The following is a 23,963-nucleotide window of genomic DNA, read 5'->3' as shown; positions in this document are numbered from 1 at the left end:
CCAGCCCATAGGCGACCAGCAGCAGCGCCGTCACCTCAATCGCGAATTCGCTCATCACGCCACCTCGCTTTCGGAGGCGGGGACGGGCGCTGCCCGGCGCGGGTGGCAGCCGGAGAGCCAGCCGGTCGCCGCGCCGATGGCGAAGGCGCCGGCGACATAGGGCCAGAGCTCAAGCGTCAGATACCACATGACTTACCTCACGATGAGCTGGAGCCCGGCCGGCAGCGCGGCGTCGGGCTGGCCCTGCGCCATGGCGGCCGCGCCGTCGGTGACGATCCGGTCCGCCGCGATGCCGGCATGGGCGAGATAGTCCGAGACAGCCCGGGCCCGCGCGCCAGCAAGGGTCGGCGTCGCGCCCGGCACTTCCACGCGGATGGTCACCAGCGCATCCGGGCAGCCGCGCGCGGCGGCGGCGACATGGTCGAGCAGCCCGCGGCTCGCCGGGGCGATAGCGTCGCCTACCGCCGAGAAGCCGATGCTGCCGCGCGCCAGAAGATCGTCGATCGCCTTCTGGCACTGGGTGTTGTCGCCCGCCATGATCTGCGCGGCGATGTCGAGCCCGAGATCGAGCGTGAAGCTCTTCGGCAGCGCCTGGGTAAGGTTGGCGCGGATCTGCTCGATGGCGGCCGGGTAGAGCACCGTCCCGGTGAAGCGCAGCTTTGAATCGTCGAATCGCGCCTCGCCGGCGCTGGTGCGGGCAAGCTCCTGCAACGCCACGGTGACCGCCGCCGAGAAAGACGCCGGCGCGCCCTGAGCGAGGGCCGAGACGTCGTTGACCGGCGCGCCGAGCAGCAGCGCCTTGGCTTCCGCCAGCAGCGCGGCATGGGCCTGGGCGTCGGGGTAGAAGCCGGAGATCGTCAGCCCCTGCCCGTCCTTGCGCAGGCTGAACACATAGGGCGAGACCACCGGCGGGCGCACATCGCGGTTCAGCGTGAAGCCGCCCGGCAGCGGCCCGGCCAGCGCGGCGTCGACGGTGGCGAAAGCCGCCGAATCGACCGCCTCACCGCTGATCGCCAGCGTCGCGTCCTTGCCGCGCACCGAACCCGCGCGCAGCTTGGCGAGCTGGCTGACGCCGAACACGGTGGCGTTCACCCACGCCTCCGCCGCCGGTCCGCCCGCCGCGATGCGGATCTCGTCGCTGAGCGGCACGCCGGGGAAGCCTGCCCGCACCGCGTCGAGCAGCAGGCGCTTGGCGTCCTCGGAGGGCGCATAGCCGGTGAGGCGGATGCCGCTGCCGGTGCGCTGCACGCCCCAGACAAAGGGCGCGACGGTCGGCGGTTCGACCGCGAAGCGGGTGAGCGTATAGCCCTCCGGCACGGCGCGCCTGGCGCCGGCCAGCGCGTCATAGGCGGCGAAATCGGGCGCGACGCCCTCGATGATGATGGTGGTGCCCGACAGCGTGACCTTGCCGCCCGGCAGCCGCCCGAGCTGGGACAGCGCGAAGGACACGGCCTTCAGCCAGCCCTCGGTCGGCGGGGCGCCATCGGCAAGGCGCAGGCGGTCGGAGATGGCCGCGCCCGGCACGGCGGCCCGCACCATGTCGAGCAGCGCGCGGCGGGCATCGCCGAGCGGAATATAGCCGTCCAGCACCACGCCATCGGGCTCGCGTGCCGCCGACCACATGAAGGGCGAGACGGCCGGCGGCAGCACGGCGAAGCGGGCGAGCTTGAAGTCCACCGGCAATTCGCTGCGCACGGTGACTTCCAGCTCATCATAGGTCGTGAAATCCGGCGCCCTGCCCTCGATGGAGAACGCATCGTCCGAGAGGGTGAAGCGCCCGCGCTGCATCTTGGCGAGCTGGTCGAGGCCGAAGCTCACCACGCCGATGAAATCGCCGGCCGGCACGCCGCGCGCCCGCACCAGCTCCTTCGCGCCGCTCAGCGCGACGCCCGGCGTCATCTTCTCAGCCGCCTCGATGATGCGCTTGCGCGCATAGGCGGAAGGCACATAGCCCTCGAGCTTCAGCTTATTGCCGTCGCGTATCGCGGCGAAGGTGAAGGGCCGGCGCTCCGGCAGCAGGGTCGTGCGGTCCTCGACGAGGCGCACCCCGAACAGTTGGCCGAGCTCGGCGCGGACCTTGACCCGCGCATCCTCGGACAGCGCCTCGCCTTCCAGCACCGCGTCGCGGCCATCGAAGCTCGCATGGGCCCAGGATTCGCCGATAGCCACCAGAAGCCGGTCGGCACGGTCGGTCAGTTCCGTCTCGATCGGCGCCCGCCCGAAATGCAGGGCGGCCGCGAGCAGCAGCACAAGGGCCGGCAGCCCCTTCCACCAGCTCCGCCATCGGCACATCACGCACGTCCCCCTTGAAGGCGCCGGCCCCGTTCCCGCCGCGCGCGGGATCCCTCGCAAGGGACAGGCGCCTCAGACATTTTCGTGGACCGGGTCGTCAGACCCACTCCCCGCCCCGCATCACCGGCTCGGCCGCCCCGGAGGCCGTGATGCCGTCGACGTCGACTTCCCCCGAACCGATCATCCAGTCGATATGGATGAGGCTGGAATTGGCGCCCCGCGCCGCCAGCTCCTCCGGCGTCAGCGAGGCGCCGTTGATGAAGCATTTGGAATAGGACTGGCCGAGCGCAATGTGGCTGGCGGCGTTCTCATCATAGAGCGTGTTGTAGAACAGAAGACCGCTCTTGGAGATTGGCGAGGAGTGCGGCACAAGCGCCACCTCGCCGAGGCGACGCGCGCCCTCGTCGGTCTCCAGAACCTTGTTGAGCACATTCTCGCCGGTGCGCGCCTTGGCCTCGACGATGCGCCCGCCCTCGAAGCGCACGGCGATGTCCTGGATCAGCGTGCCCTGATAGGAGAGCGGCTTGGTGCTGGCGACATAGCCGTCCACCCGGTCCTTGTGAGGCGTGGTGAACACTTCCTCGGTCGGGATATTGGCGTTGCAGACGATGCCGTTCTTGGCGGTGGAGGCGCCGCCGGCCCATTCATGCTCGTCGGCAAGGCCGACGGTGAGATCGGTGCCCGGCCCGCGGAAGCGCAGCGCCGCGTAGCGGCTGGCATTGAGCCGCGTGGTGCGGGCGTTGAGCTCGGCATTATGCGCGTCCCAGGCGGCGACCGGGTCCGGCGTATCCACGCGCGAGGCGGCGAAGATGGCGTGCCAGAGCTTGGCGACCGCGATGTCCTCGGGATCATCGGGGAACATCGCCTTGGCCCAGGCGGGCGAGGCATAGGACACGATGGTCCAGTTGATGTCGAAGCCGGCGATCAGCGACAGCGCCGGCATATAGGCCTTGGAGCGCGCGCGGTTGGCGCGGGCGACCTTGTCGGGGTCTTCATTGGCCAGCAGCGCCGGATTGTCGCCGGAAATGGCGAGCCGGGCGGCGCCGTTCTTGAAGGCGTTGGCCATGCCCTCATAGAGCCAGCCGCTGGCCTGGTCGAAGCTCGCATCCGGCGCGTTGCGGAAGCGCATCAGCGCGGCTTCATCGTCGTGGAACAGGGTAGTGACCAGGCTCGCCCCGGCCTTGTAGGCATGTTCGGTGATGCGACGCACCAGCGGCAGCGCGTCGATGGCGGCGGTCATCACCAGTTCCTGGCCGGGACGCAGCCCGAGGCCCACGCGCACCGCCACTTCGCCGAGCCGGTCGAGCCGCTCGTCATGCGAGAGGGCTTCCGGGGGGACGCCAGCGTGCTTGGTCATGGGCTTCTCCGATACTCGTCCTGGTGAGGCTCGTCGTTATTCGAGTCACGCGCCATTCAAGAGAGCCCATGCCCTCCCCGTCAAGGCAGCCGAACCCGAACGCGGCGGGCCAGGGCCGCCGCGCGGAGAGTAAGCCACGCCGCTCCGGGCTATTTCGTGACCGGACGCGCCGTCGGCTTCACGATCACCTGTCCCTTGGGCGCGAACCACGGATCGACATAGGCGCCATAGCTCGGCCCGAGAGACGGAAACCACGGGCGTCCCTGCGGCAGCACGTCCGTGCGGGTGTAGAGATCGCCCTCGAACGGGCCGGTAAATTCCATGTTGGGGTTCTGCATATGCGGCAGATACGCCTTCAGCGCCTGGGCCGAGCCGCCCAGACCCGCGGTCATCGCAACCGCCGACATCATCCCAAGCCCAACGTTAACCCACCTGCGCATGCTGGTCTCCCTCGCCTGCGTGGAACCGGCGCCATGATGGCGACCGGCCGACAAGGCCCAAGCAGGAGCTCGCCGGATGGTTCCATGATAGCAGGCTCCAGCGCCCCGGACGAGACACTGACGCAGCGGCGGCGAGGCTTTGCGGGCGATCACCAGCCGACGAGCCAGTCCACCACCATGCCGGCGCTGAGGGCCACAATGAGGCTGACTCCGATCGCCACCAGCACCGCCGCGCGGGTCTGCCGCTGGAGCTGGCGGTTCTTGCTGGTGAAGCTCAGCGCCTCGACCGCCTCGGCAATGGCCTCGGCCGGGCTCGACCAGACCCGCTGCCCGTCGGGCACGATCATCAGGTTTTCCGGCTTGCCGAAATCCTCGACCAGATGGCCCTGCGCGTCGCGTCCGCGCTCATCGGCCGGCACGCGCTCGGTCAGCGTGCGCCCCTCTTGCGACCACAGGAAGAACGGCTTGCCGAGCGCCTCGCCATAGCCGATCTCGAACGCCGTGCCGGGGTCCATATGGACGCCGCGAAACGGCGAGATGTCGGCGATGATGGCATCCGCCTCATGGATCATGGCGATGCAGCGCCCGCGAATGTCGGTCGTGGTGCCGTCGAGCGGGTAGAGCCCCTCCACGCCCAGGCTGGCGCACAGCGCCTTCAGCGCGGCACCGCGCTCGGCGGCATCCGGCCTGAACACGTCCGGGCCCGCGAGGTACAGGCGAAGCGACATGGTCGAACTCCCTTCGGGCGGATCGCGCCCACGACGGCGCGATGTAGCCGAGCCCAGCGCCTACGCGCAAACCCCGCGCCCGGATCGGCCGCCCCGACTTCAGGGGCCGAGCAGCGAGAACAGGTCGCGCACCGGCTCGACCTCCGGCGGGGGATCCTCCTTCGCCCCGCGCGCCACCACGACCAGCGCGGCGTCCGGCAACGGCCTCTGCAACGCCCGCGCCTCGCTCCAGGGCGCGCGCAGCCAGACATCGCGTTCCTCCGCCGTGGTCAGGATCACCGGCATCGCCTTGGGATGCACCGGCGCCACCACGGCGTTGGGCTCGGTGGTGAGAAAGCCGAACAGGTCCGTGGTGACCGGGCCTTCCTTGACCTTGCGCACGCCGGTCCAGCGCGTCCAGAGGCCCGCGAAGACGGCGAGCGGGCGATCCTCGCCGAGCGCGAACCAGACCGGCTCATGCGTGACCAGCGCGTTTTCGGAAAAGCTGGTGAAGGGCACAAGGCAGCGATGCTGCGGCGCCAGCCAGGGCCGCCAATGCGGCGAATCGACCTTGCGAATGTTGGTCACGCCGGCATCGCGCCCGCGCCCCTCCAGCAGGAAGGCGGGCGAGGGCATCCCCCAGCGGGCGAGAACGAGCTCCGCCCCCTGCCCCGCCCGTGCCCGCACGATGGGCGCGGGATAATCCGGGAAGATGCCCGGCTGCGGCGGCAGGTTGCCGGCGCCGTTCTGGAGCTCGCCCGTGAGGCCGCGCACCAGATCGGCGATCGCCTGAACATTGCTTCGGTGGCTGTAGAGATTGCACATGACCGAAAGCTAGCCCGCGCGGCACCGACGGCCAAGACGGGTCGGGGCCGCTATCAGGCGAAGCAGCCGGCCTGCCCTTCCGGCCAGAGCGGATCAGGCCCCCCGTCCGTGTGCCGCGTCTTGTTGGCCGGACTGTTCACCTCCTTACCCTGACTGGTCACCTCACTGCACTGACTGGCCGGCCGGACCGGCCCCAGAACCACCCGGTCCCGCCCGCCCTGCTTGGCCGCATAAAGCGCCGCGTCGGCGCAGACGAGGAGCTGGCTGACCGTCTCCGGCCGCGCCGGCGTCAGTATTTTAATACCGACACTCAGGGTGCAGCCATCCCGCCCCTCGAAGAAGCGGCCCGTCGCCGCCGCGAAATCCGCGCGGATTCGCTCGGCTACATGGAGGGCGCCGGTGGCGTCGGTTTCGGGAAGAATCACCGCGAATTCCTCGCCCCCGGTGCGCGCCGCGAAGTCGCCGGGGCGGCGAAGCTGTCCCGCTATCGCCTTGGACAACAAGCGCAAAACCTCGTCACCGGTAGCGTGGCCATAGCTGTCATTGATCCGCTTGAAGCGGTCGGCATCGAGCGCGAGCAGGCTCAGCGGCTGCCTCGCCCGGCACGCCCGATCGCGCTCGCGCTGCATCACCTCGTCGAACCGCCGGCGGTTGGGCAGGCCCGTCAGGCCATCGGTGGTGGCGAGGGCCGCCATGTCGATCTCCGCCTGATGCCGGCGCCGCAATTCGGTGCGCAGCTTGGCGGCGAGCAGGATGGCGGACAGGCACATGAGCAAGACGACGGCGCTCAGAATGAACAGCCTTTCCAACCACTTGGCATAGATCTGGGTGGTGGATTGCGACGCCACGAGCAGCAGGTTGGTGTTGGCGACCCAGCCGAAAGTGACCGCCCGCGTCGCGTCCTCCACCTGCCTCTCATCCACTGGCCCACCCGCCAAACCGACGCGCGCATGGCTGACGTCCCCGCCCTCGGCCGCTGCAAGCGCCTGCTGGAGCGCGACGCCAGCGGCATCGCGCATCCCCCGCCCCTGTCCGTTGAGCAGGGCGAGCGGGCGACCCGCTACCATGGCACCATCGGCACTCAAGAGAGCGAGGCTGACAGCCTCCGGGCCGCGGCCTTGCAGATCCCCGATGATCTGCTGCAACCGCGCCACCGGCACAGCCACAACCGCCGCGCCGCGAAAGCCGCCATCAGCGTCTGCGAGCCGCCGCCCCATCAAAATGGCCTTGTCGGCCCCTGCAAGCCACGGCATGGGCTCGCTGACCGATGGTGTTTTATTACCGTCGCGAATGCGATGCACGAAGCTGCGCAGACGCGCCTCCGCATCGAGGGGAACGGCGTCCATCGAATCGGCCAGCACCTGCCCGTCAGGACCGGTGAGGAACAAATCGACCGGCGAGGGAAGCCGCTCGGCAACCTGAAACAGTGCGGACTGGCGGTCGATATCGCGTGCTCCACCCGCGGGACCGGTCAGCGACACCGCCAGATCGAGGGCAAACAGCCACAGATCCACCTCCCGCGAGATGTGGTTCTCAGCCAGGTGCAGCATATCGCTCGATGAGCGCAGCGCCTTACGGGTCACCTCGTCATAGGTGATCCATAGGGTCAGGCTCGTTGCGGCGATCAGCAGCAGCGAGACCAGCAGGCTCAACGGGAGCAGCAGTGTTTCCAGGCGCGAGGAGATGGAAGGCAGCTTCATGGCGCCGAGCCGATTCGGGGGTATCTATTTACTGAAACGATCAACGGCGCGCGCGGCGTTGAGGCAGAACAAATCCCGTCCGGGAAAGCGGCCAGGTCAAGCGGTAATTTACTCGGGTTGAAGCCCGTCGCTCCGCGCGGTCTCCTGTGTGACGTTCACGGAGGCGCGCATGGGCGGAGAAGGATCGTTTGTTTTCAAGGCGGCACTGGCCGCGCTGACGCTGCTGATGCTGGCCTATGTCTTCCGCATCTTCGATTGAGGCATCCGCGCGCCACGAACGGCGCGCCGGCTGGCGACCGCGGCTGGGCTCGAACCAGCGACCTGCCGCTTAGAAGGCGGCTGCTCTATCCAGCTGAGCTACGCGGCCGGGGAGGCGATCCGGGAGTTACCGATCAGTGCGTCCACTGGCCGAGGCGGCGGAAGCTGAAATTGTCCGAATAGGCGATGCGGCGGCGCGTGGGCTCCTTGGGCTCCTGCACCTGATAGGCGATGCCGTGCTTCTCAGCATAGGCGACCGCTTCTTCCTTGCTCTCAAAGCGCAGGCGAAGCTGGCTCTTCATGTCGGCCGAGCTGGTGTACCCCATCAGCGGCTCGACCTGTCGGGCGACCTCCGGCTCATAGTCCAGCACCCAGAGCTTGGTCTTCGCCGTGCCCGACTGCATCGCGTTGCGGGCCGGCTTGTAGATGCGTGCAACCATTCAACTCGCTCCCATAGCGTCGTGCCGGCGAATTTCGCATATCCGGATGGTCGGGGCAGCAGGATTCGAACCTGCGACCTGAAGTACCCAAAACTTCCGCGCTACCGGGCTGCGCTATACCCCGACGAGCGCCAGCGTCGCCGCCAGCACATGCACAGCGGCATCGCATCCACGCGCGGCGCCGTCAAGCCGATCCTGCCCTATCGGGCGGTCCGTCACGGCGCAGCGAACATCCGGTGGCTGACCCGATCGCCCACCGCGATCCCCCGGGCCCGCACCGTGCCGGCCGGAAGCTCGAGCACCGCCCGCACCGCGACACCCGAGGAAATCGTCGCGGTCGAGAGCGGAGTGGTGTCCGTGGTGATGGAGGCGATCCGCCCATCCGAGCGGATGAACAGCATGTCGAGCGGGATATAGGTGTTCTTCATCCACATATAGACGGGCTGATCGACCTCGAAATCGAACAGCATCCCCGCATCCGGCTTCAGCTCGGTGCGGTACATCAGCCCCTTCGCCCGCTCGGCCGGCGTGGTCGCGATCTCGACGGTGAAGTTCACGGGCCCCTTGGCCGTGGTGATGGTGAGCGGCTCGAAGCTCGCCGCGCGGGCCGGAAGCGCCATCAAGCTGAGCCCGGCGAGAAGCAGGAAAAGGCCAAGCCACCGGGTAACAACCGGAACGACGAAGCGGTGCGCCCCGGCCGGAACGTAAAATGATACCATGAACGCGGGGCGCGCGGCGCCTTCCCTAGTGCGACGAGGGCGTGGTGGCCCCGTCTGGCCGAACCTCAGCCGCCATCAGACCCTTGGGTCCGGGCCCGAAGCGGACCAGCACCATCTGCCCGGGCCGCAATTCGGTCAAGCCGTGGCGGCGCAGCGTCTCCATATGGACGAAGATGTCCTCCGTCCCCTCCCCGCGAGAGAGAAAGCCGAAGCCGCGCAGCCGGTTGAACCACTTCACCCAGGCCCGCTCGAACCCGCCAACGGGCTGAACCGCCACATGGGTCCGTGCCTGCGGAAGCTGGGAGTGGTGCAGCGCGGTCGAGGCATCCATCGACAACACGCGTAGCGCCTGAAAGCCGCGTTCGCGAGCAATCACCTCGCAGACCACGCGGGCACCTTCCTGCGCGGTGGTAAAACCGCCCCGGCGCAGGCAGGTCACATGCAGCAGCACATCGCTGCCACCCCCATCCGGAACGACGAATCCGTAGCCCTTGGAGACGTCGAACCACTTGATGGTGCCGGCGATCTGGACGAGCCCTTCCGCGCGGTCGCTCGCGTCATCCGCGTCCAGCGAGCCATGCTCTGCCAGGCCATAATTTGGCAAGGTACCGTCCGAAACCATCGGCCATTTACCTCCGCGAACGCTGCGCCCCGCCGCCTGACCAGCGCCTTATGATTCTGCTCGGGCAAGCATAGCACCCGATCCCGCCACGAAAACACCCAAATTGATTCGGGCTGACCGGCGAAGGTGTTTAAATACCCTTATCGCCCATGGCTAGCTGAAGCACATCGCCGATATCGGCGTGAATGACGAGATCGGCAACGGCGTCGAATTCGGTCGGCTCGCGGTTCACGATGACGAGCGTGGCGCCACGCTGTTTGGCGGCCGCCGGAAAGCCCGCCGCCGGCCAAACGACAAGCGAAGAACCCAGCACGAGGAACACATCGCACGCATGCGTGAGCGCCCGCGCGCGCTCCATCGCCTCTTTCGGCATGGGCTGCCCGAAGGACACGGCTGCCGTCTTTATGGGGCCGTCGCACGCCGGGCAATCCGGCGCGCTGCCGCCCCTTGCATGGAAATGCTGGCGCACCCAGCCGATCTCGTAGCGTTTCTCGCACGCAAGGCAGGTGGCGTAGGTCGTGTTGCCGTGGAGTTCGACCAGTTTGTCGGACGGCACGCCGGCCGCCTGATGCAGACCGTCGATGTTCTGCGTGACGATGCCCGCAAATCGGTTGTCAGATACCAGCCTGGCGAGAGCGTGGTGCCCCCGGCCTGGCTGCGCGCCACCGAAGGCCTCCTCCATGGCAAAGCGCCGGCGCCACGCCTCGTCGCGCATGTCCCGCCGACTGAGAAAGGTCTCGAAATCGATCGGACGATTGCGCGTCCATAGTCCGCCGGGCGAACGAAAGTCAGGGATGCCGCACTCGGTCGATATCCCCGCGCCCGTAAAGGCGACGCCCCGGAGCGCGCCGGCAAGGATCGCCGTCAGTTCGGCGCAGCGTACCTTGATGTCATCGTCCGCCATCATATGTTGCGACCACTCTCCAGGCGGCCCGGCCGCCACAGCCCGCATGAGGATCCATGAAGTACCTTCACACCATGGTGCGCGTCACCAACATCGACGCCTCGCTCGACTTCTACGTCAACAAGCTGGGTCTGGAGGAGGTCCGCCGCAAGGAAGTGCCCCAGGGCCGCTATACGCTGGTGTTCCTCGCGGCGCCCGGCCAGGCCGGCGTGGCCGAGGTGGAACTCACCTATAACTGGGACCCCGAAGCCTATGGCGAAGGCCGCAATTTCGGCCATCTGGCCTATGAGGTGGACGACATCTACGCCACCTGCGCCAAGCTCCACGCCGCCGGCGTGACCATCAACCGGCCGCCGCGCGACGGCTACATGGCCTTCATCCGTTCCCCCGACAACATCTCGATCGAGTTGCTGCAGAAGGGCGGCGCCCTGCCCCCGCAAGAGCCGTGGGCGTCGATGCCGAACACCGGCAAGTGGTGAGACGCGCCGGGCGACACCCTCGCTGGTGAGGCGGACGTCCGCGGCTCACCCGCGCCGGGACGGCCCATCGCTCGCAGAACAGGCAGGACCGGAGGCATCGGCGGCTCCGGTCTAGGTTGTGCGACAAGTCGCTCCCGCACTCGCGCGAGCCTGTGGATGACGCGACGCATGCCCTCTTGTGCGCCGGCCCGCGCGCCCCTATAAGGCCCCGGCCTGCGCGCCCTTCGTCTATCGGTTAGGACGCCACCCTTTCACGGTGGAGAGAGGGGTTCGACTCCCCTAGGGCGCGCCAGCATTTTCAATGGGTTGCAGCCCCATTGGTCAAAGCCGTCTATTATTCGTCGAATAAACCTCGGCGGCTCCGCATACACGGCGGTGAACAATGGCGGACGCACAGCAGCCCGACGAATCGCATACTTTTTTGACAAGATGCAATTCGAGCGCGGAGGCGATGCGAGACCAAAACGGACATCACCTTTTTGCCTCGCCTTGATGCTGCTTGCTGCAGCCGTGATCGTCATCACAGCGCTAAGCGGTCCGATTTTTGATTTTTCCGCCACGACATCGGGCGATGTTGCCGCATGGCTCCAATTCTTGGGCGCCATGGGAGCTATCTGGTTCGCTTGGAATCGAGCAAGCCTAGATGGAATAGAGCGTGAACGAGAGAAGGCGCAGGCCGCAGAGGCCGTAGATCGCCAAAAAAGTTGTAAATTATCAAATCGCAGAAGATATGCATCGTCGCTGCGTAGACGTCCTATTTCTATTGGCCCGCAGTATAAACTCGGGAACCACTTCCCGTCGTCTGGCCTTGATCACAGCGCCTTAAGCTTTCGGCGGCGCGCTGCTCTCTTTCGGACCGGCCGGGCCCGTGACTGTTGCCGCCTAGATCGTAGCACCCGGCCTGTGTTCGGGTCCCTTCCGGAGCCGATCCGGCCCCGTTTGCGCCTCGCTGACCCTGGCCCCGACAATAATCGTTCCGGCGCAGGGGAGGTCGGCTTTCCTCACCGACCCGTCACGGCAGCAGCAGGTCCATTTGCTTGAGCCGCATCGTCTCTGCCGCACGCGCCTTGAGGGCGGCCTCCAGCGTGACGGCGGCGAAACGCACGGGCTGGTGCGGCTGTAATTGCCCAATCAGATCCATGTCGGCCGAGATGACGGTGCCGATCATGAAATAGCCGCCGCCTGACACCGCGTCACGGTGCAGCACGATCGGCTCGGTGCCACCCGGCACCTGTATCGAGCCGTAGGGGTAGCAACTGTCGACAATGTTGGACGGGTCGGAACCGGCACCGAAAGGCTGCTTGCGCGGGACGAAGTCGAGCTTTCGACCGCCGCGGAAGCGGTAGCCGATGCGGTCCGCCTCGGGAGCCACCTTCCAGCTATCCTCGAAGAAACCGGCCTGCGCCTCTTCGGTGATGCGGTGCCAGTAGAGGCCCGGCACCACCCGGATCTCCACGCCGCTTGCCTGAACCGGGCGGCGGCCTGACACCGGCAGCGTCGCGCCCTCGTGCCCTCGAGCCGTCGGTGCTCCCAGCGGCACAACATCGCCCGCCTTCAGCGCGCGGCCCTCAAAGCCGCCCAAGGCGCCGAGCGCATAGGTCGAGCGCGAGCCAAGGACCTCAGGCACGTCGATGCCGCCATGGATGGCGATGTAGGCGCGCGCGCCGGCTTTGAGGAAGGCAAACGACAGCACCTGCCCGGCCTTCACCGAGAAAGCGGTCCAGAGGGGCTGCTCGACGCCATCGAGTTTGGGCGGCAGCTCGGCGCCGGTGATGGCGACGAGCGCGTCTGCGGAAAAACGGAGTTCCGGGCCGAGGAACACCGCCTCCAGCCCGGCCGCGCCGTCGGGATTGCCGACCAGGCAGTTCGCGGCGATCAGCGCGAAGCGGTCCATCGCGCCGGAGAGTGGCAGACCGAGATGATAGTAGCCCGGACGGCCGAGGTCCTGCACGGTTGTGGCAAGGCCGGGTTTGACGACCTCGAACGAGCGTTCAACCATTGAGGGCCTCCAGCAGCTTGGCGTTCGTGCCGTCGGGATCGGCGGTGAAGGCGTCCAGCGAGAACGGCGCCGACGCGATCCTTGGCTCGAAACGCCCTTCGTCGATTGCCGCCACGGTGGCGTCGTACTCCGCCCGGTCGATGGAGCGAAACTTGATGATGTCGCCCGGGCGGAAGATCATCAGATCCTTGAGATAGCTGATCTTTCCAGCAGGATCGTAGATCGGCATCGGGGTTACGCCGAACATCTGGTAGCCGCCGGCGCCCCGCACCGAATAGATGCAGCCGAAGCAGCCGCCATGGCCGATGGTGAGGCGCGGCGTGTCGGTACGCGGCCGCAGATATTTCGGCACTTCGATCTGCTTGGCCCGTTCCACCAACTGGTACGTGAAGGGCAGGCCCGCGACGAAGCCGACCATGGAAACGAACCACGGCGCGGCCGCGTGGGCCGCGATGAAGCTCGCCACGCTCTCGTAATTGTTCACCCGCGCCGCATATTGCAGGTCGGTGGAGTTCGGATCCTGATGGCGTTCGCGGAAACGCATCAGCGTCTCATTGGTCCACGGATCATCATAGAGCACCGGAATCTCGATGATGCGGGTGGCGATGGTCTTCTCAGTGCTCTCGGCCGCTGCCTCGAAGCTCTTCAGCTCGGCCATCAGGTCTTGCGGAGCGATGATGTCGGGGTCGAACTTGATCTGGAACGAGGCGTTGGCCGGGCAAATCTCGGTGACGCCAGCGATGTTTGCCTCGCGCACCGCATTGGTCATGGACAGGCTCTTGAAGAAGGCCTCCAGGGACATTTCTTCGGCGACCTCGACGAAGATGTGCTCGTCGCCGCCGAATGAATAGCGCGTCTGCATCGCGGTCGATCCCTCAGGCAGGAGTGGCAATGATGGGTGAGGCAGGCACGGCCAATGGCGCGCTCGACAGCCATTCTTCCAGCCAGCGCGTATGAAGGGTGCCGGCCTGCACCGCCTGATTGGCGGCAAGCGCGCGGTGTAGCGGCGCCGTGGTGGGGAGCCCTTCGATCGTCAACTCGCCGAGCGCCCGGTCGAGCCGCACAATCGCGGCGGTGCGGTTCTCGTCATGGGCGATGAGCTTGCCGAGTAACGAGTCATAAAAGGGCGGCACGGTGTAGCCGGCATAGAGCAGGGTATCGAAGCGCACGCCAAAGCCACCCGGCACGGCAAGCGCGCTGACGGTGCCCGGCGAGGGACGGAAATCGGCGGCCGGATCCTCGGCGCAGATGCGCGCCTCGATCGCATGGCCCTTGAGCACGATGTCCTCCTGGCTCAGCGCCAGCGGTTCGCCCCTCGCGATGCGGATCATCGCCCGCACGAGGTCCACCCCCGTCACCATCTCGGTAACGGGATGCTCCACCTGGATGCGCGTGTTCATCTCGATGAAGAAGAACTCGCCGGTGGTATCGTCGAACAGATATTCCAGCGTCCCCGCGCCGCGGTAGCCGACACGCTCGGCAAGGCGCACCGCCGATGAGCACAGCGCCGCCCGCTGCTCGCGCGTCAGGCAGGCGGCGGGCGCCTCCTCCCATACCTTCTGCCGGCGCCGTTGCAGCGAGCACTCGCGCTCAAACAGATGAACGGCGCGCTCCCCATCACCGAGCACCTGCACCTCGATATGGCGAGCGCGGCCGATGAAACGTTCGAGATACAGTCCGCCATCGCCGAAGGCGGCACGCGCCTCGCCGCTCGCCTGCGGGAACTCCACAGACAACTCCGCCTCGTCGCGGGCAACGCGGATGCCACGTCCGCCGCCGCCGGCGGCTGCCTTGATCATCACCGGATAGCCGATGCGCGCGGCTTCCGACTTCGCGGTCTCGAGATCGGCGACCACACCGTCCGTGCCAGGCACGGTCGGCACACCAGCGGCCTGCGCCTCCTGCCGGGCGCGGGCCTTGTCGCCCATCTGACGGATCGTTTCCGGCTTCGGGCCGATGAAGACGAGACCAGATTCCTCGACCATCTGCGCGAAGTCGGCATTCTCGGACAGGAAGCCATAGCCGGGATGCACCGCGTCGCAGCCAGTCTCCAGGGCCGCCCGCACCACCGCCTCCTTGTTGAGATAGGATTTTGTGGCGTGGGCCGGGCCAACCGGGCCGACGGCATCGGCGAGCCTGGCCGCGAGCATGTCGCCATCGGCCACGCTGACCGCCTGCACCGTCCTCAGCCCCAACTCACGAGCCGCGCGGATGATGCGCACCGCGATCTCGCCGCGGTTGGCGATGAAGATCGTCGAGATGCCCATGGTCAGGCGTCGAGATCGTAGAGCGGCTGACCTGCCATTACCGCGTCCTCATTCTCCACATGGAACGCGGTGAGCGTGCCCGCCTCCTCGGCGATGACCGGCGTGAAGGACTTCATCACCTCGATAAGGCCGATCGTGTCGCCCACGGCGACCACATCGCCCAATGACTTGAACGCCGGTTCGCCCGGTGCGGCCGACCGGTAGAAGGTACCCGGAAGCGGTGCCTGTATCGTCTTCGCCATCACGCTGCGTCCATTCAATCTGCGGATCATCGCTGGCCGAAGAGTTGCAAAAGACGCTGCGGACGAGAAATAGCATTAAAGAATTTGGGACATCAGAAAATCAGATAGCATCATGAAACCTGGCCTCGCCGGCCGGCTTCGAGGACCGCCATGTCGATTTCGCTGAAGCAGATCCGCTACTTCGTCGCTGCCGCCGAAACCGGGCGGATCAGTCAGGCCGCCGTCGAACTGAATGTCTCGCAGTCTGCGGTCACCGCCGCGATCCAGCAGTTGGAGGGGATGCTCGGAGCGCGGCTGCTCGACCGGACACCCACCGGGGTGAGCGTGACGCTGGAGGGTAGCCGTTTCCTGTCTCAGGGACGCCAGATCCTGACGGCGGTCGCCGAAGCCGTGCGCGACGCCCGCCATTCGACCGACGAGATTTCCGGCACGGTCCGTGTCGGCGTGACCTATACCGTCTCCGGCTATTTCCTCCCGCGCCATCAGATGCGCTTCCAGTCGAGCTTTCCCGGCATCTCCATCGAATTGTTCGAGGCGCCGCGCTCGGTGGTGGAGCAGGCGCTGGTCGACGGGGCTTTGGATGTCGCTGTTCTGCTGGTTTCCAACCTCAACAACCGCGAAGATCTTGCAAGCCAGTTGCTGCTGCGTTCGGCGCGTCGGCTGTGGCTGGCGCCGTCACATCCGCTGACCCGTCCGGAGCGGGTCTCCCTCGCCGATGTGGCGCGCTATCCTTATGTCATGCTGACAGTCGACGAGGCCAAGCACACGGCTCTGCGCTACTGGACCGCGCTTGGACTTGAGCCCCGCACCATCTTCCGCACCTCCTCGGTGGAGGCCGTGCGCTCCATGGTCGGCGGGGGCATGGGGATCACCGTGCTGTCCGACCTGATCTACCGGCCGTGGTCGCTGGAGGGGCAGCGCATCGAACTGCGCGATTTGTCCGATGAGGTGCCGAGCATGGATGTCGGCCTCGCATGGCGGCGCGATGCCAGCTTTACCGCGGCGACCCGGGCGTTCTGCGATTTCCTGCGCTTTGCCGTGGCTGGTGACAGCACCGGCCGTTCGGCGTCCTCGGACGAGACGCGCGGTCGGACGGGTGCCATCGAAATTTAAGATATCCACTTCCGTTTAATACGATTTGACGCTTGCCGCCTCGCGTCGTCACGCTTCGCCAGTCATCAGGCAAGCGGAGAGCGGGGCATGGGTGTCGTCATCAATTGCGACATGGGCGAGGGGTTTGGCCTGTATCGCTGCGGCGACGATGCCGGGATCATGCCGCATATCAATATTGGTAACGTCGCCTGCGGTTTCCATGCCTCCGACCCGATGGTGATCCGCGAGACGGTGCGTCTGGCCGTCTCGAACGGCGTGGCGGTGGGCGCGCACCCGTCCTTCCCGGACTTGCAGGGCTTTGGCCGTCGCGACATGGCGATGACCCGGGAGGAAATCGCTGCCTGCGTCCTCTACCAGATCGGCGCGCTGAAAGCGTTCCTGGACGACGCAGGTCTGAAGCTCAATCATGTGAAGCCGCACGGCGCACTTTATGGTGCTGCGATGCGCCGCGAAGAGGTGGCGCAGGCCGTGGCCGACGCCGCTCTAGTTTACGACGTCCCGGTGATCGGCATGGCCGGCACGCTGCACGAAGAGGTCTACCGCAGCCGTGGCCTCGCCTTCGTCTCTGAATACTATGCCGATCTTGACTACGACTCCGCGGGCGCGCTGCTGATCACCCGGGAGCATGCGGCGCGCGATCCCGTGGAGGCGGCGCGGCGGGCCGTGCGGATGCTGACGGATGGCAAGGCAACGACCATTGACGGCCGGGACTTCGACATGAAGGCCGACACGATTTGCATCCACTCCGATACGCCGAACGCCGTGGAGTTGGCGCGCGTCTTGAAAGAGGCGGTGCGGCCTTGGCTTGCCTGACACCATCGTCGCCTGCGCGTCACGCCCAACGTGTGGTCGCGGCGTGTGGGAGCCGTGCCTGTTGAACCCACGGCGGCGCGTCCCGAGGACGTCCCGCATTTTGGATCGGAGGAGCATGACATGCGTGCCAGCTACTCGACCAATCAGGCGGCGCCGATGCAGAGGCGCCAGTTCTGGCAGACGGCCGTCTCCAGCACATACTTCCCGCTCGATCTGCGCTTCGCCTCAGGAGACACCTTCACCGGCAGCCTCGGCGCGTGGTCGCTGGGCCCGATCTCCGTCTCCCGCAACGTGTCGGACGGACTGCTCTATCGCCGTCACGAGCGCCACCTCGTTGCCGAGCGCGAGGAAAGCTATCTCATCACCGTCCCCGAACTGGCCGAGATTCGTTTCGAGCAGGATGGGCGGCAGGTGCAGTGTCGGCCGGGCGCCTTCCTGATCGAGCGTAGCCATCTGCCCTACGAGTTCAGCCACAGCGATCCAGCCGCGCTCTGGGTGATGAAGGTGCCGAGCGCTGTGCTGCGGGCTCGCATCGCCCGGCCCGAGCGCCTTGCCACGCTTCAGTTCGACGCCAGCCGCGCCGTGGGCGCCATGTTCGTCGACATGCTGCGCCTGACCGGGGCGCGCATTGACGAGATGGACGAACCGGCCCGCGCGCTGCTCGGTAAGCAACTCGTCGATCTGCTCGCCATGGCGATCGAGGCGGACGAACGTGTGCTTGCGGGGAACTCCTCGACGGTGCGCAACGCTCATCTGCACCGTTGCGAGCATTTCATCCGCGCCCGGCTCGGCGACATGCGGCTGTCGCCGCAGCTGGTGGCCGAAGGCTGCGGCATCTCCGTGCGCTACCTGCACCAGATCTTTGAGGCCGAGGGCATCACCGTCGGCGCGTACATCCGCAACCAGCGGCTGCTCGCCAGCGATGCGATGCTGCGCGACCCGCATTGCCGCAAGTCGATCTCCGAAATTGCCTATGAATGGGGCTTTGGCGATCAGGCTCAGTTCAGTCGCAACTACCGCGCCCGTTTCGGCTGCACGCCGAGCGAGGCGCGGGCCGTTTCCCGCTCTCCCGCAAACTGATTGCGGGAGTTCCTCATCTCCGCCCTGGCCCAAGGTTTGCCGCCCCCTGCCACGGATTGAGCGTCCCCGGAGACGCTTCCGCCCGCCATCCAACGGGACGGCGGGGCCGTGCGCTCGTCCTGGATTCCCTCGCCCTGGATATGCCGCCATGCGCCTTGAACCACATGCCAGCGCCCAATCGATAGGCAGATCCGTCGGTCGCCTGGAAGATGGTCGTTCTGCGCTCTGTGGCGCAAATCTTTCTGCACTCAGCGTCAAGAACGCCAGCCGCAAAGCACGTCTAATTCCGTCGACTGCTCCGACATTCCGCCGCTGGCCGACTGGGGACGAGGGTTCGGATCGCCGATCCAACCGCTCGCTCGCCGGGATGTGGCGCGCGTACAGGGGAGCGCGTGCGAAAGGAAGCGCTACCGTGCAGAATCTCCGCGTGGCCGTCGACGTCGGCGGCACCTTCACCGACATCTGCATCATGGACGAGGCGACCGGCCTCATCCGTATCGAGAAGACGTCCTCCACCCGCGATCCCATCGACGGGATCATGAGCGGCGTCGAGAAAGCCGGCATCGACCTTTCGCAGGTCGCGCTGTTTTCGCATGGCACCACGGTTGCCACCAATGCGCTGATCACGCGCCGACTGCCCCGCGCCGCCGTGGTGTCTACCAAGGGCTTCCGCGACGTCATCGAGATACGCCGCGCCAACAAGGAAGACCTCTGGGACGTCTATAAGGACGTGGTGCCGCCCTATGTGCCGCGCCGCGACCGGCTCACCGTGCCCGAGCGTATCGACGCGGCTGGCCGCATCGTCGAGCCGCTGGATGAGGACGCCGCCCGCGAAGTCGCCCGCATTCTGAAGAAGCGCGGCGTCGCCACCGTCGCAGTCTGCTTCATGAACGCCTATCTCAACGGCGCCAACGAGCAGCGCATGCGCGATATCCTGAAGGAGGCGATGCCGGATATTCCGGTCTCCATCTCCTCGCAGGTGCTGCCCGAGATCTTCGAGCACGAGCGTTTTTCCACCACCGTGGCGAACGCCGTCGTCAGCCCGGTGGTGGTTGACTACACCACGAGGCTCGGCGAGCGGCTGGCCGATGGTGGCTACACCCGCGACCTCCTGCTGCTGCACACCGGCGGTGGCGTGATGACGCCAGCCAGCGTGAAGGATTTTGCCGCCCGCCTCGCCGGATCGGGCATCGCGGCAGGTGCCATCGCCAGCCGCTACATTGCCGGCCTGTGCGGTTTCCCCCACTCCATTGGCCTCGATATGGGGGGCACCTCTACCGACGTGTCACTCGCCTATGATGGCCAGTCGCGTGTCACCAAGGACTGGCATATCGAGTTCGGTTACCCGATCCGCTTTTCCTCCATCGAGGTGCTCACCATCGGCGCCGGCGGCGGCTCACTGGCCTGGACCGATCCCGCCGGCGGCCTGCGCAACGGCCCCCAATCGGCGGGCGCGTTTCCCGGTCCCGCCTGCTATGGCAACGGTAATACGCAGCCCACCAATACCGACGCCAATGTAACGCTCGGTCGCCTTGGCACCTCGCTGGCCGGCGGCAAGGTGCAACTCGACCCGGAGCTGGCCCGCCGTTCAGTGGAGGAAGGCGTCGCCAAGCCGTTCGGACTCGGCTTGCACGAGGCGGCGGACGCCATTGTACGGGTCGCCAATGCCAACATGTCGGATGCGGTGCGGCTGATCTCGATCTCGCGCGGCTACGACCCGCGCGACTTTGCCCTCGTCGCCTTTGGCGGCGCCGGTGCGCTGCACGGGGTCGATGTCGCCCGCGAGCTCGCCATCCCCGTGGTGATCGTGCCGCCCAATCCCGGTGTCACCTCGGCCCTGGGGTGTCTGCTGGTCGACATGCAGCACGACTTCTCGCAAAGCTGCATGGTCGCCGCCGACGAGGCCGACCCGGCCGTCATCGAGGCGCAGTTCGCCGTGCTGGAGCGCGAAGCGATGGAGCGGCTGACGCATGAGGGCGTCGCCGAAGCCGACATCGTGCTGCAGCGCTCCATCGACATGATGTATCGCGGCCAGTGGCGATCTCTAGCGGTGAGTGCGCCGCGCCCGATTGGCGCCATTGCCGATCTGGTTGACCACTTCCACGCCGAACATAAGCGCGAATACAATTTTCGTCGTGACGATGCGCCGGTGAGCTTCTTCCGCCTCAATCTCAAGGCGATCGGCGTCGTGCCCAAGGCCGAGCTGGCCGTGCATGCCCCGACCGGCGCCACGCCCCCGCCCTCGTCCCACCGCCGCGTCTGGTTCGACGGCGAGGGCCTCGACACGCCGGTCTACGACCGCGACGAACTGCCCTGCGGTTTCGTCTTCGAGGGGCCGGCCATCGTCGAGCAACTCGATTCCACCACTGTCGTCCCGCCGGGCGCCCGCGCCGAAGTCGACAAGTTCCTCAATATCATCATCCGCGTGAAGGGCTGAGACGATGGCCGAGCTCGACCCCGTGACTTTCGAGGTTCTCAAGAACTCCTTCATCACCAGCGTCGACCAGATGGGCGAGCAGATCCTGCGGACCTGTTATTCCTTCGTGATCTACAATCACGATTTCTCCAGCGCCCTGCACGACGCGAACGGCGAATGCGCCGCTCAGGGCAATGCGGATATCGCCGTGCATGTCGGCACGCTGCACTTCACCTGCAAGGAAGTGATGCGCCACTTCGCCGGTGACATGCATGAGGGCGATGTCTACGCCATCAACGACCCTTATGCCGGCGGCACGCATTTCTCCGATGTGCGCCTCATTCGGCCGATATTCGCTGACGGCAAGATCATCGCCTTCTCGCAGTCCAACGGCCACTGGTCGGACGTTGGCGGCTCGGTACCTGGGTCGTTCGACGTCTCCGCCAAGGAGATGTTCAAGGAAGGACTGCGCATCACCCCGGTGCGGCTGTTCGACAAAGGCCGCTTCGTGAAGGACGTCGCGCACCTCATCGCCTCCAACACCCGCGATCCCGCCTCGATCATCGGTGACATCCAGGCACAGGCCGAAGCGACCGCGGTGTGCCAGCGCGAGATCCTGCGCCTCGTCGGCAAGTACGGTCGCGAGACGGTCGAGACCGGCCTGTCCGCTGTGCAGGACTATGTCGAGCGCTCGGCGCGCGCGCGCATTGCCGCGCTGCCGGACGGCGAGTGGGAGACGGTCGACTTCATCGACCGAGATCCGGCCGGCGGTGAGGGGATGATCCCGATCCACATCAAGCTCACCATCAAGGGCGACAAGGCGATCTATGATTTCACCGGCAGCCACCCAGTGATCGGCTCCATCTACAATTCCGCCTTCGGCACCACCTTCTCGGCGGTGGCGGCCGGAATGAAGACTTTCTTTCCCGATCTGCCGCTCAACTCCGGCTTCTACCGCTGTTTCGAGATCATCGTTCCCGAAGGCTCGATCGTCGACGCCCAATGGCCGGTCGCGGTTACCGGCTTCCTGATGCCGTTCGAGAAGATCATGAACTCGATCTACGAAATGTGGTCGAAGCTCATGCCCGAGCGGGCGCTCGCCTGTGCGTTCAACCTTGAATATCTGCTTACCGGCGGGCGGGATGCGCGCACGCCGGACAAGCCGATCTTCATGTTTTACGACTGGCTGCCCGGCGGCTGGGGCGGGCGCAACGGCAAGGACGGCGCCAACGTCACGACCGCCTGCTTCGGCACGGGTATGATGGCCCAGCCCGTCGAGGGCCAGGAGCGGGCGAACCCCATCCTCACCACCGAGTGCGAGATCCTCAGGGATTCTCCCGGCCCCGGCAAATGGCGCGGCGGTGCCGGCGTGGTGAAGACCTCGCTGATGCTGGCGGCCGAGAAGACGGTCATCTCCTACATCTGCGACCGCGAACGGGCGGTGGTCTGGGGCATCGAAGGCGGCCTGCCCTCCATGCCGCACGGGCTCACACTGAAGCGCGCGGGAGCGGACAAGGAGGAGCGGCTCGGCTCGATTTTCTCCGATGTGCCGATTGGCGAGGGCGACGTGTTCTCACGTCCCACGGCCGGCGGCGGGGGTTTCGGCGATCCGCTCGATCGCGACCCGGCGCGGGTGCTGGAGGACGTGAAGGACGACTACGTTTCGGTCGAACGGGCCGCCAAGGATTACGGCGTCGTCATCCGAACCATTGATGCCGAGCTGTGCGAGTACGAGGTGGACGCACCGGCGACCGAGGCCTTGCGGGCCACGCAGCGGGATGTGCGCGTCGACGAGGCTCGTATCGATCCGGAAGTGGTGGCCGCACGCTACCGGGCTGGTGAGATCGACGCGATGGACGCCATCCGCCGCCACGCGGTGATCCTCGACTGGGGCACCGGTGCGCCGCTGCCGGAGTCCACGCGCCAGTTTCGCGAGGTCTTCGAACGCCGTTCGCTCGCCAATTGGAGACATTGATCCTCGTCACCGCCCTCGGGCGGTGGAGCGTCGCTTGCGCCGCTCATGCGGCGCCTGACAGTGCTTTCGGAGGGGTGGGCGAGAGCGTCCACCATCCTCGGCCAAAACCAACCAGAGGAAAAAGAACCATGTCCACCACCGCCACCCGCAGTCCGGTCCTTTCGCGCCTGAGGCGCCGGACCCTCGCTAGTGCCGCCCTCCTCGCCTTCGCCGCCACCTCGCTCTCCCCCGCAGCGGCGGAGACCAAGTGGTTCCCGATGAAGATCTATGACGCCTCGTCGGGGGCGCCGAAGGCGGCGGAGTACACGCCGCTCGCAAAGGCTGGGAAGCCCTACAACATCTGCGTGCTGTTCCCGCACATGAAGGACAGCTTCTGGGTCGCGGTTGCCTATGGCATCGTCAAGCAGGCCGAGACCTCGAACGTGAACATGAATCTCTACGAAGCCGGCGGCTACGAGAACCTGCCCAAGCAGCTCTCGCAATTCGACGACTGCATGGCCGCCAAGGCCGATGCCATCATCGTCGGCGCCATCTCCGGCGCCGGGCTGATGAAGAAGTTCGAGGAGGCCAAGGCCAAGGGCATACCGGTGGTCGGCGTCACCAACCCGCTGCCACCCAACGCGCTGCCGGCGGCCAACTATGTCGACTTCGTCGCCATGGGCGAGGTCACCGGCGAGGGTCTGCTCGCCCAGACCAAGCCGGGCGAAAAGCTGAACATCGTCACCTTCCCCGGCCCTGCGGGCTCAGGCTGGGCGGAATCCTTCAACGAAGGCTTCAAGAAAGCCGTGGCGAAGAACCCCGACGCCAAGATCCTCGGTGAAAAGTTCGGCGATTCCGGTGTCGCCGTGCAGCTCCAGCTGATCCAGGATGCGCTTCAGGCCTATCCCAGCATCAACGTGATCTGGGGCACGGCCCCGACCGCCGAAGCCGCCATTGGCGCCGTCGCCGAGGCCGGACGCTCCGACATCAAGATTGTCTCGTCTTACGAGAACCAGGCCATGCTCGACGCGCTGAACCGTGGCGACATTCTGGCTTTCGCCACCCAGTACCCCGTGGGTGAAGGGGCGATCGCGATCGACCAGGCGATCCGGCTGATCGAGAAGAAGCCGGTGATGTCGCTGGTGCAGCCGGTCGCCGCGGTGATCGACAAGACGACCGTTCCGAACCTGCAGATGGATCTCGTGCTCGCGCCGGCAAGCTGGAGCCCTGTCTATTCCGTCAAGGCGAAGTGAACGGCGCCGAAGCGTGGCGCCCCTCCCTCTCTCCCCGGCGGGAGAGAGGGAGGAAGTTGTGCTCGGCATGGTCTGACATGCGC

Annotated in this window: 22 protein-coding genes and 3 tRNA genes; 8 read left to right on the top strand and 17 right to left on the bottom strand. The window is 66.5% G+C overall.

Features of this window, described 5'->3' with window-relative positions:
• Positions 1–54: 54 nt before the first annotated feature.
• The 13 genes from AncyloWKF20_RS04735 to AncyloWKF20_RS04675 all read right to left on the bottom strand — a co-directional run bounded on the left by AncyloWKF20_RS04735 (position 55) and on the right by AncyloWKF20_RS04675 (position 10,267).
• Positions 55–189 carry a hypothetical protein gene (locus AncyloWKF20_RS04735; RefSeq protein ID WP_279316753.1) on the bottom strand — a complete coding sequence of 45 codons (135 nt, stop codon included), beginning with the start codon at positions 187–189 and terminating at the stop codon, positions 55–57.
• A gap of 3 nt (positions 190–192) precedes the next feature.
• Positions 193–2,292 (bottom strand): flagellar motor protein MotB, encoded by a 2,100-nt coding sequence (locus AncyloWKF20_RS04730; protein WP_279316752.1) that lies wholly within the window; start codon positions 2,290–2,292, stop codon positions 193–195.
• Between the two features lie 97 nt (positions 2,293–2,389).
• Positions 2,390–3,649: an aminopeptidase gene (locus AncyloWKF20_RS04725; RefSeq protein ID WP_279316751.1), complete on the bottom strand. Its 1,260-nt coding sequence runs from the start codon at positions 3,647–3,649 to the stop codon at positions 2,390–2,392.
• Positions 3,650–3,798: 149 nt separating this feature from the next.
• Positions 3,799–4,041 (bottom strand): hypothetical protein, encoded by a 243-nt coding sequence (locus tag AncyloWKF20_RS04720; protein WP_279316750.1) that lies wholly within the window; start codon positions 4,039–4,041, stop codon positions 3,799–3,801.
• Positions 4,042–4,238: 197 nt separating this feature from the next.
• Positions 4,239–4,817, bottom strand: a complete 579-nt coding sequence (locus AncyloWKF20_RS04715) for a nucleoside 2-deoxyribosyltransferase (protein ID WP_279316749.1) — start codon at positions 4,815–4,817, stop codon at positions 4,239–4,241.
• Positions 4,818–4,916: 99 nt separating this feature from the next.
• The gene (locus AncyloWKF20_RS04710; RefSeq protein WP_279316748.1) at positions 4,917–5,621 is read right to left on the bottom strand and encodes an SOS response-associated peptidase family protein; all 705 of its coding nucleotides are present in this window, start codon (positions 5,619–5,621) and stop codon (positions 4,917–4,919) included.
• Between the two features lie 53 nt (positions 5,622–5,674).
• The gene (locus tag AncyloWKF20_RS04705) at positions 5,675–7,321 is read right to left on the bottom strand and encodes a diguanylate cyclase (protein ID WP_279316747.1); all 1,647 of its coding nucleotides are present in this window, start codon (positions 7,319–7,321) and stop codon (positions 5,675–5,677) included.
• Between the two features lie 290 nt (positions 7,322–7,611).
• Positions 7,612–7,688, bottom strand: a tRNA-Arg gene (locus AncyloWKF20_RS04700).
• 25 nt (positions 7,689–7,713) lie between these two features.
• On the bottom strand, positions 7,714–8,019 hold the full coding sequence (locus AncyloWKF20_RS04695; RefSeq protein WP_267582606.1) for an ETC complex I subunit: 306 nt from the start codon (positions 8,017–8,019) through the stop codon (positions 7,714–7,716).
• A gap of 47 nt (positions 8,020–8,066) precedes the next feature.
• A tRNA-Pro gene (locus tag AncyloWKF20_RS04690) sits at positions 8,067–8,143 on the bottom strand.
• Positions 8,144–8,234: 91 nt separating this feature from the next.
• The gene (locus AncyloWKF20_RS04685; protein WP_279316746.1) at positions 8,235–8,738 is read right to left on the bottom strand and encodes a DUF192 domain-containing protein; all 504 of its coding nucleotides are present in this window, start codon (positions 8,736–8,738) and stop codon (positions 8,235–8,237) included.
• 25 nt (positions 8,739–8,763) lie between these two features.
• Complete coding sequence (locus AncyloWKF20_RS04680; RefSeq protein ID WP_279316745.1) at positions 8,764–9,360, bottom strand: cold-shock protein; 597 nt, start codon at positions 9,358–9,360, stop codon at positions 8,764–8,766.
• Positions 9,361–9,490: 130 nt separating this feature from the next.
• Entirely contained in the window at positions 9,491–10,267 is a 777-nt protein-coding gene (locus AncyloWKF20_RS04675) for a Sir2 family NAD-dependent protein deacetylase (RefSeq protein ID WP_279316744.1), read from the bottom strand.
• A gap of 53 nt (positions 10,268–10,320) precedes the next feature.
• On the opposite strand from AncyloWKF20_RS04675, the gene AncyloWKF20_RS04670 reads away from it, so the two are divergent.
• Together AncyloWKF20_RS04670 and AncyloWKF20_RS04665 are read left to right on the top strand one after the other, a co-directional pair.
• Positions 10,321–10,743 carry a VOC family protein gene (locus AncyloWKF20_RS04670; RefSeq protein ID WP_279316743.1) on the top strand — a complete coding sequence of 141 codons (423 nt, stop codon included), beginning with the start codon at positions 10,321–10,323 and terminating at the stop codon, positions 10,741–10,743.
• Between the two features lie 217 nt (positions 10,744–10,960).
• A tRNA-Glu gene (locus tag AncyloWKF20_RS04665) sits at positions 10,961–11,035 on the top strand.
• A 720-nt stretch (positions 11,036–11,755) separates the two neighbouring features.
• Here the strand turns inward: AncyloWKF20_RS04665 and AncyloWKF20_RS04660 are convergent.
• From AncyloWKF20_RS04660 to AncyloWKF20_RS04645, 4 genes are read right to left on the bottom strand one after another with little or no spacing between them, the layout of a single operon-like run.
• Positions 11,756–12,742, bottom strand: a complete 987-nt coding sequence (locus AncyloWKF20_RS04660) for a biotin-dependent carboxyltransferase family protein (protein ID WP_279316742.1) — start codon at positions 12,740–12,742, stop codon at positions 11,756–11,758.
• Complete coding sequence (locus AncyloWKF20_RS04655; protein WP_279316741.1) at positions 12,735–13,604, bottom strand: carboxyltransferase domain-containing protein; 870 nt, start codon at positions 13,602–13,604, stop codon at positions 12,735–12,737. The genes AncyloWKF20_RS04660 and AncyloWKF20_RS04655 overlap by 8 nt, the downstream gene beginning before the upstream one ends.
• A gap of 13 nt (positions 13,605–13,617) precedes the next feature.
• Positions 13,618–15,009: an acetyl-CoA carboxylase biotin carboxylase subunit gene (locus tag AncyloWKF20_RS04650; protein WP_279316740.1), complete on the bottom strand. Its 1,392-nt coding sequence runs from the start codon at positions 15,007–15,009 to the stop codon at positions 13,618–13,620.
• A gap of 2 nt (positions 15,010–15,011) precedes the next feature.
• Positions 15,012–15,251: an acetyl-CoA carboxylase gene (locus AncyloWKF20_RS04645; RefSeq protein ID WP_279316739.1), complete on the bottom strand. Its 240-nt coding sequence runs from the start codon at positions 15,249–15,251 to the stop codon at positions 15,012–15,014.
• A gap of 150 nt (positions 15,252–15,401) precedes the next feature.
• On the opposite strand from AncyloWKF20_RS04645, the gene AncyloWKF20_RS04640 reads away from it, so the two are divergent.
• From AncyloWKF20_RS04640 to torT, 6 genes are all read left to right on the top strand, one after another.
• Entirely contained in the window at positions 15,402–16,364 is a 963-nt protein-coding gene (locus AncyloWKF20_RS04640) for a LysR family transcriptional regulator (RefSeq protein WP_279316738.1), read from the top strand.
• A gap of 87 nt (positions 16,365–16,451) precedes the next feature.
• Positions 16,452–17,177, top strand: coding sequence for a LamB/YcsF family protein (locus tag AncyloWKF20_RS04635; protein WP_279316737.1), 726 nt, complete (start codon positions 16,452–16,454; stop codon positions 17,175–17,177).
• 120 nt (positions 17,178–17,297) lie between these two features.
• The gene (locus tag AncyloWKF20_RS04630) at positions 17,298–18,257 is read left to right on the top strand and encodes a helix-turn-helix domain-containing protein (RefSeq protein ID WP_279316736.1); all 960 of its coding nucleotides are present in this window, start codon (positions 17,298–17,300) and stop codon (positions 18,255–18,257) included.
• Between the two features lie 412 nt (positions 18,258–18,669).
• Positions 18,670–20,694, top strand: a complete 2,025-nt coding sequence (locus tag AncyloWKF20_RS04625; protein ID WP_279316735.1) for a hydantoinase/oxoprolinase family protein — start codon at positions 18,670–18,672, stop codon at positions 20,692–20,694.
• A gap of 4 nt (positions 20,695–20,698) precedes the next feature.
• Positions 20,699–22,648 (top strand): hydantoinase B/oxoprolinase family protein, encoded by a 1,950-nt coding sequence (locus AncyloWKF20_RS04620; RefSeq protein WP_279316734.1) that lies wholly within the window; start codon positions 20,699–20,701, stop codon positions 22,646–22,648.
• 128 nt (positions 22,649–22,776) lie between these two features.
• Positions 22,777–23,880: a TMAO reductase system periplasmic protein TorT gene (torT, locus tag AncyloWKF20_RS04615; protein ID WP_279316733.1), complete on the top strand. Its 1,104-nt coding sequence runs from the start codon at positions 22,777–22,779 to the stop codon at positions 23,878–23,880.
• Positions 23,881–23,963: the final 83 nt, after the last annotated feature.

Source organism: Ancylobacter sp. WKF20 (assembly GCF_029760895.1).
Lineage (GTDB): Bacteria > Pseudomonadota > Alphaproteobacteria > Rhizobiales > Xanthobacteraceae > Ancylobacter.
The sequence above is the reverse complement of the archived record's forward strand: the minus strand, read 5'-3'. Positions and strand labels throughout refer to the sequence as shown.

Bases quoted from the DNA above. Each gene is read 5' to 3' on its own strand.
- AncyloWKF20_RS04735 (WP_279316753.1), bottom strand. From the start codon at position 189: ATGTGGTATCTGACGCTTGAGCTCTGGCCCTATGTCGCCGGCGCCTTC.
- AncyloWKF20_RS04730 (WP_279316752.1), bottom strand. From the start codon at position 2,292: ATGTGCCGATGGCGGAGCTGGTGGAAGGGGCTGCCGGCCCTTGTGCTG.
- AncyloWKF20_RS04725 (WP_279316751.1), bottom strand. From the start codon at position 3,649: ATGACCAAGCACGCTGGCGTCCCCCCGGAAGCCCTCTCGCATGACGAG.
- AncyloWKF20_RS04720 (WP_279316750.1), bottom strand. From the start codon at position 4,041: ATGACCGCGGGTCTGGGCGGCTCGGCCCAGGCGCTGAAGGCGTATCTG.
- AncyloWKF20_RS04715 (WP_279316749.1), bottom strand. From the start codon at position 4,817: ATGTCGCTTCGCCTGTACCTCGCGGGCCCGGACGTGTTCAGGCCGGAT.
- AncyloWKF20_RS04710 (WP_279316748.1), bottom strand. From the start codon at position 5,621: ATGTGCAATCTCTACAGCCACCGAAGCAATGTTCAGGCGATCGCCGAT.
- AncyloWKF20_RS04705 (WP_279316747.1), bottom strand. From the start codon at position 7,321: ATGAAGCTGCCTTCCATCTCCTCGCGCCTGGAAACACTGCTGCTCCCG.
- AncyloWKF20_RS04695 (WP_267582606.1), bottom strand. From the start codon at position 8,019: ATGGTTGCACGCATCTACAAGCCGGCCCGCAACGCGATGCAGTCGGGC.
- AncyloWKF20_RS04685 (WP_279316746.1), bottom strand. From the start codon at position 8,738: ATGGTATCATTTTACGTTCCGGCCGGGGCGCACCGCTTCGTCGTTCCG.
- AncyloWKF20_RS04680 (WP_279316745.1), bottom strand. From the start codon at position 9,360: ATGGTTTCGGACGGTACCTTGCCAAATTATGGCCTGGCAGAGCATGGC.
- AncyloWKF20_RS04675 (WP_279316744.1), bottom strand. From the start codon at position 10,267: ATGATGGCGGACGATGACATCAAGGTACGCTGCGCCGAACTGACGGCG.
- AncyloWKF20_RS04670 (WP_279316743.1), top strand. From the start codon at position 10,321: ATGAAGTACCTTCACACCATGGTGCGCGTCACCAACATCGACGCCTCG.
- AncyloWKF20_RS04660 (WP_279316742.1), bottom strand. From the start codon at position 12,742: ATGGTTGAACGCTCGTTCGAGGTCGTCAAACCCGGCCTTGCCACAACC.
- AncyloWKF20_RS04655 (WP_279316741.1), bottom strand. From the start codon at position 13,604: ATGCAGACGCGCTATTCATTCGGCGGCGACGAGCACATCTTCGTCGAG.
- AncyloWKF20_RS04650 (WP_279316740.1), bottom strand. From the start codon at position 15,009: ATGGGCATCTCGACGATCTTCATCGCCAACCGCGGCGAGATCGCGGTG.
- AncyloWKF20_RS04645 (WP_279316739.1), bottom strand. From the start codon at position 15,251: ATGGCGAAGACGATACAGGCACCGCTTCCGGGTACCTTCTACCGGTCG.
- AncyloWKF20_RS04640 (WP_279316738.1), top strand. From the start codon at position 15,402: ATGTCGATTTCGCTGAAGCAGATCCGCTACTTCGTCGCTGCCGCCGAA.
- AncyloWKF20_RS04635 (WP_279316737.1), top strand. From the start codon at position 16,452: ATGGGTGTCGTCATCAATTGCGACATGGGCGAGGGGTTTGGCCTGTAT.
- AncyloWKF20_RS04630 (WP_279316736.1), top strand. From the start codon at position 17,298: ATGCGTGCCAGCTACTCGACCAATCAGGCGGCGCCGATGCAGAGGCGC.
- AncyloWKF20_RS04620 (WP_279316734.1), top strand. From the start codon at position 20,699: ATGGCCGAGCTCGACCCCGTGACTTTCGAGGTTCTCAAGAACTCCTTC.
- torT (WP_279316733.1), top strand. From the start codon at position 22,777: ATGTCCACCACCGCCACCCGCAGTCCGGTCCTTTCGCGCCTGAGGCGC.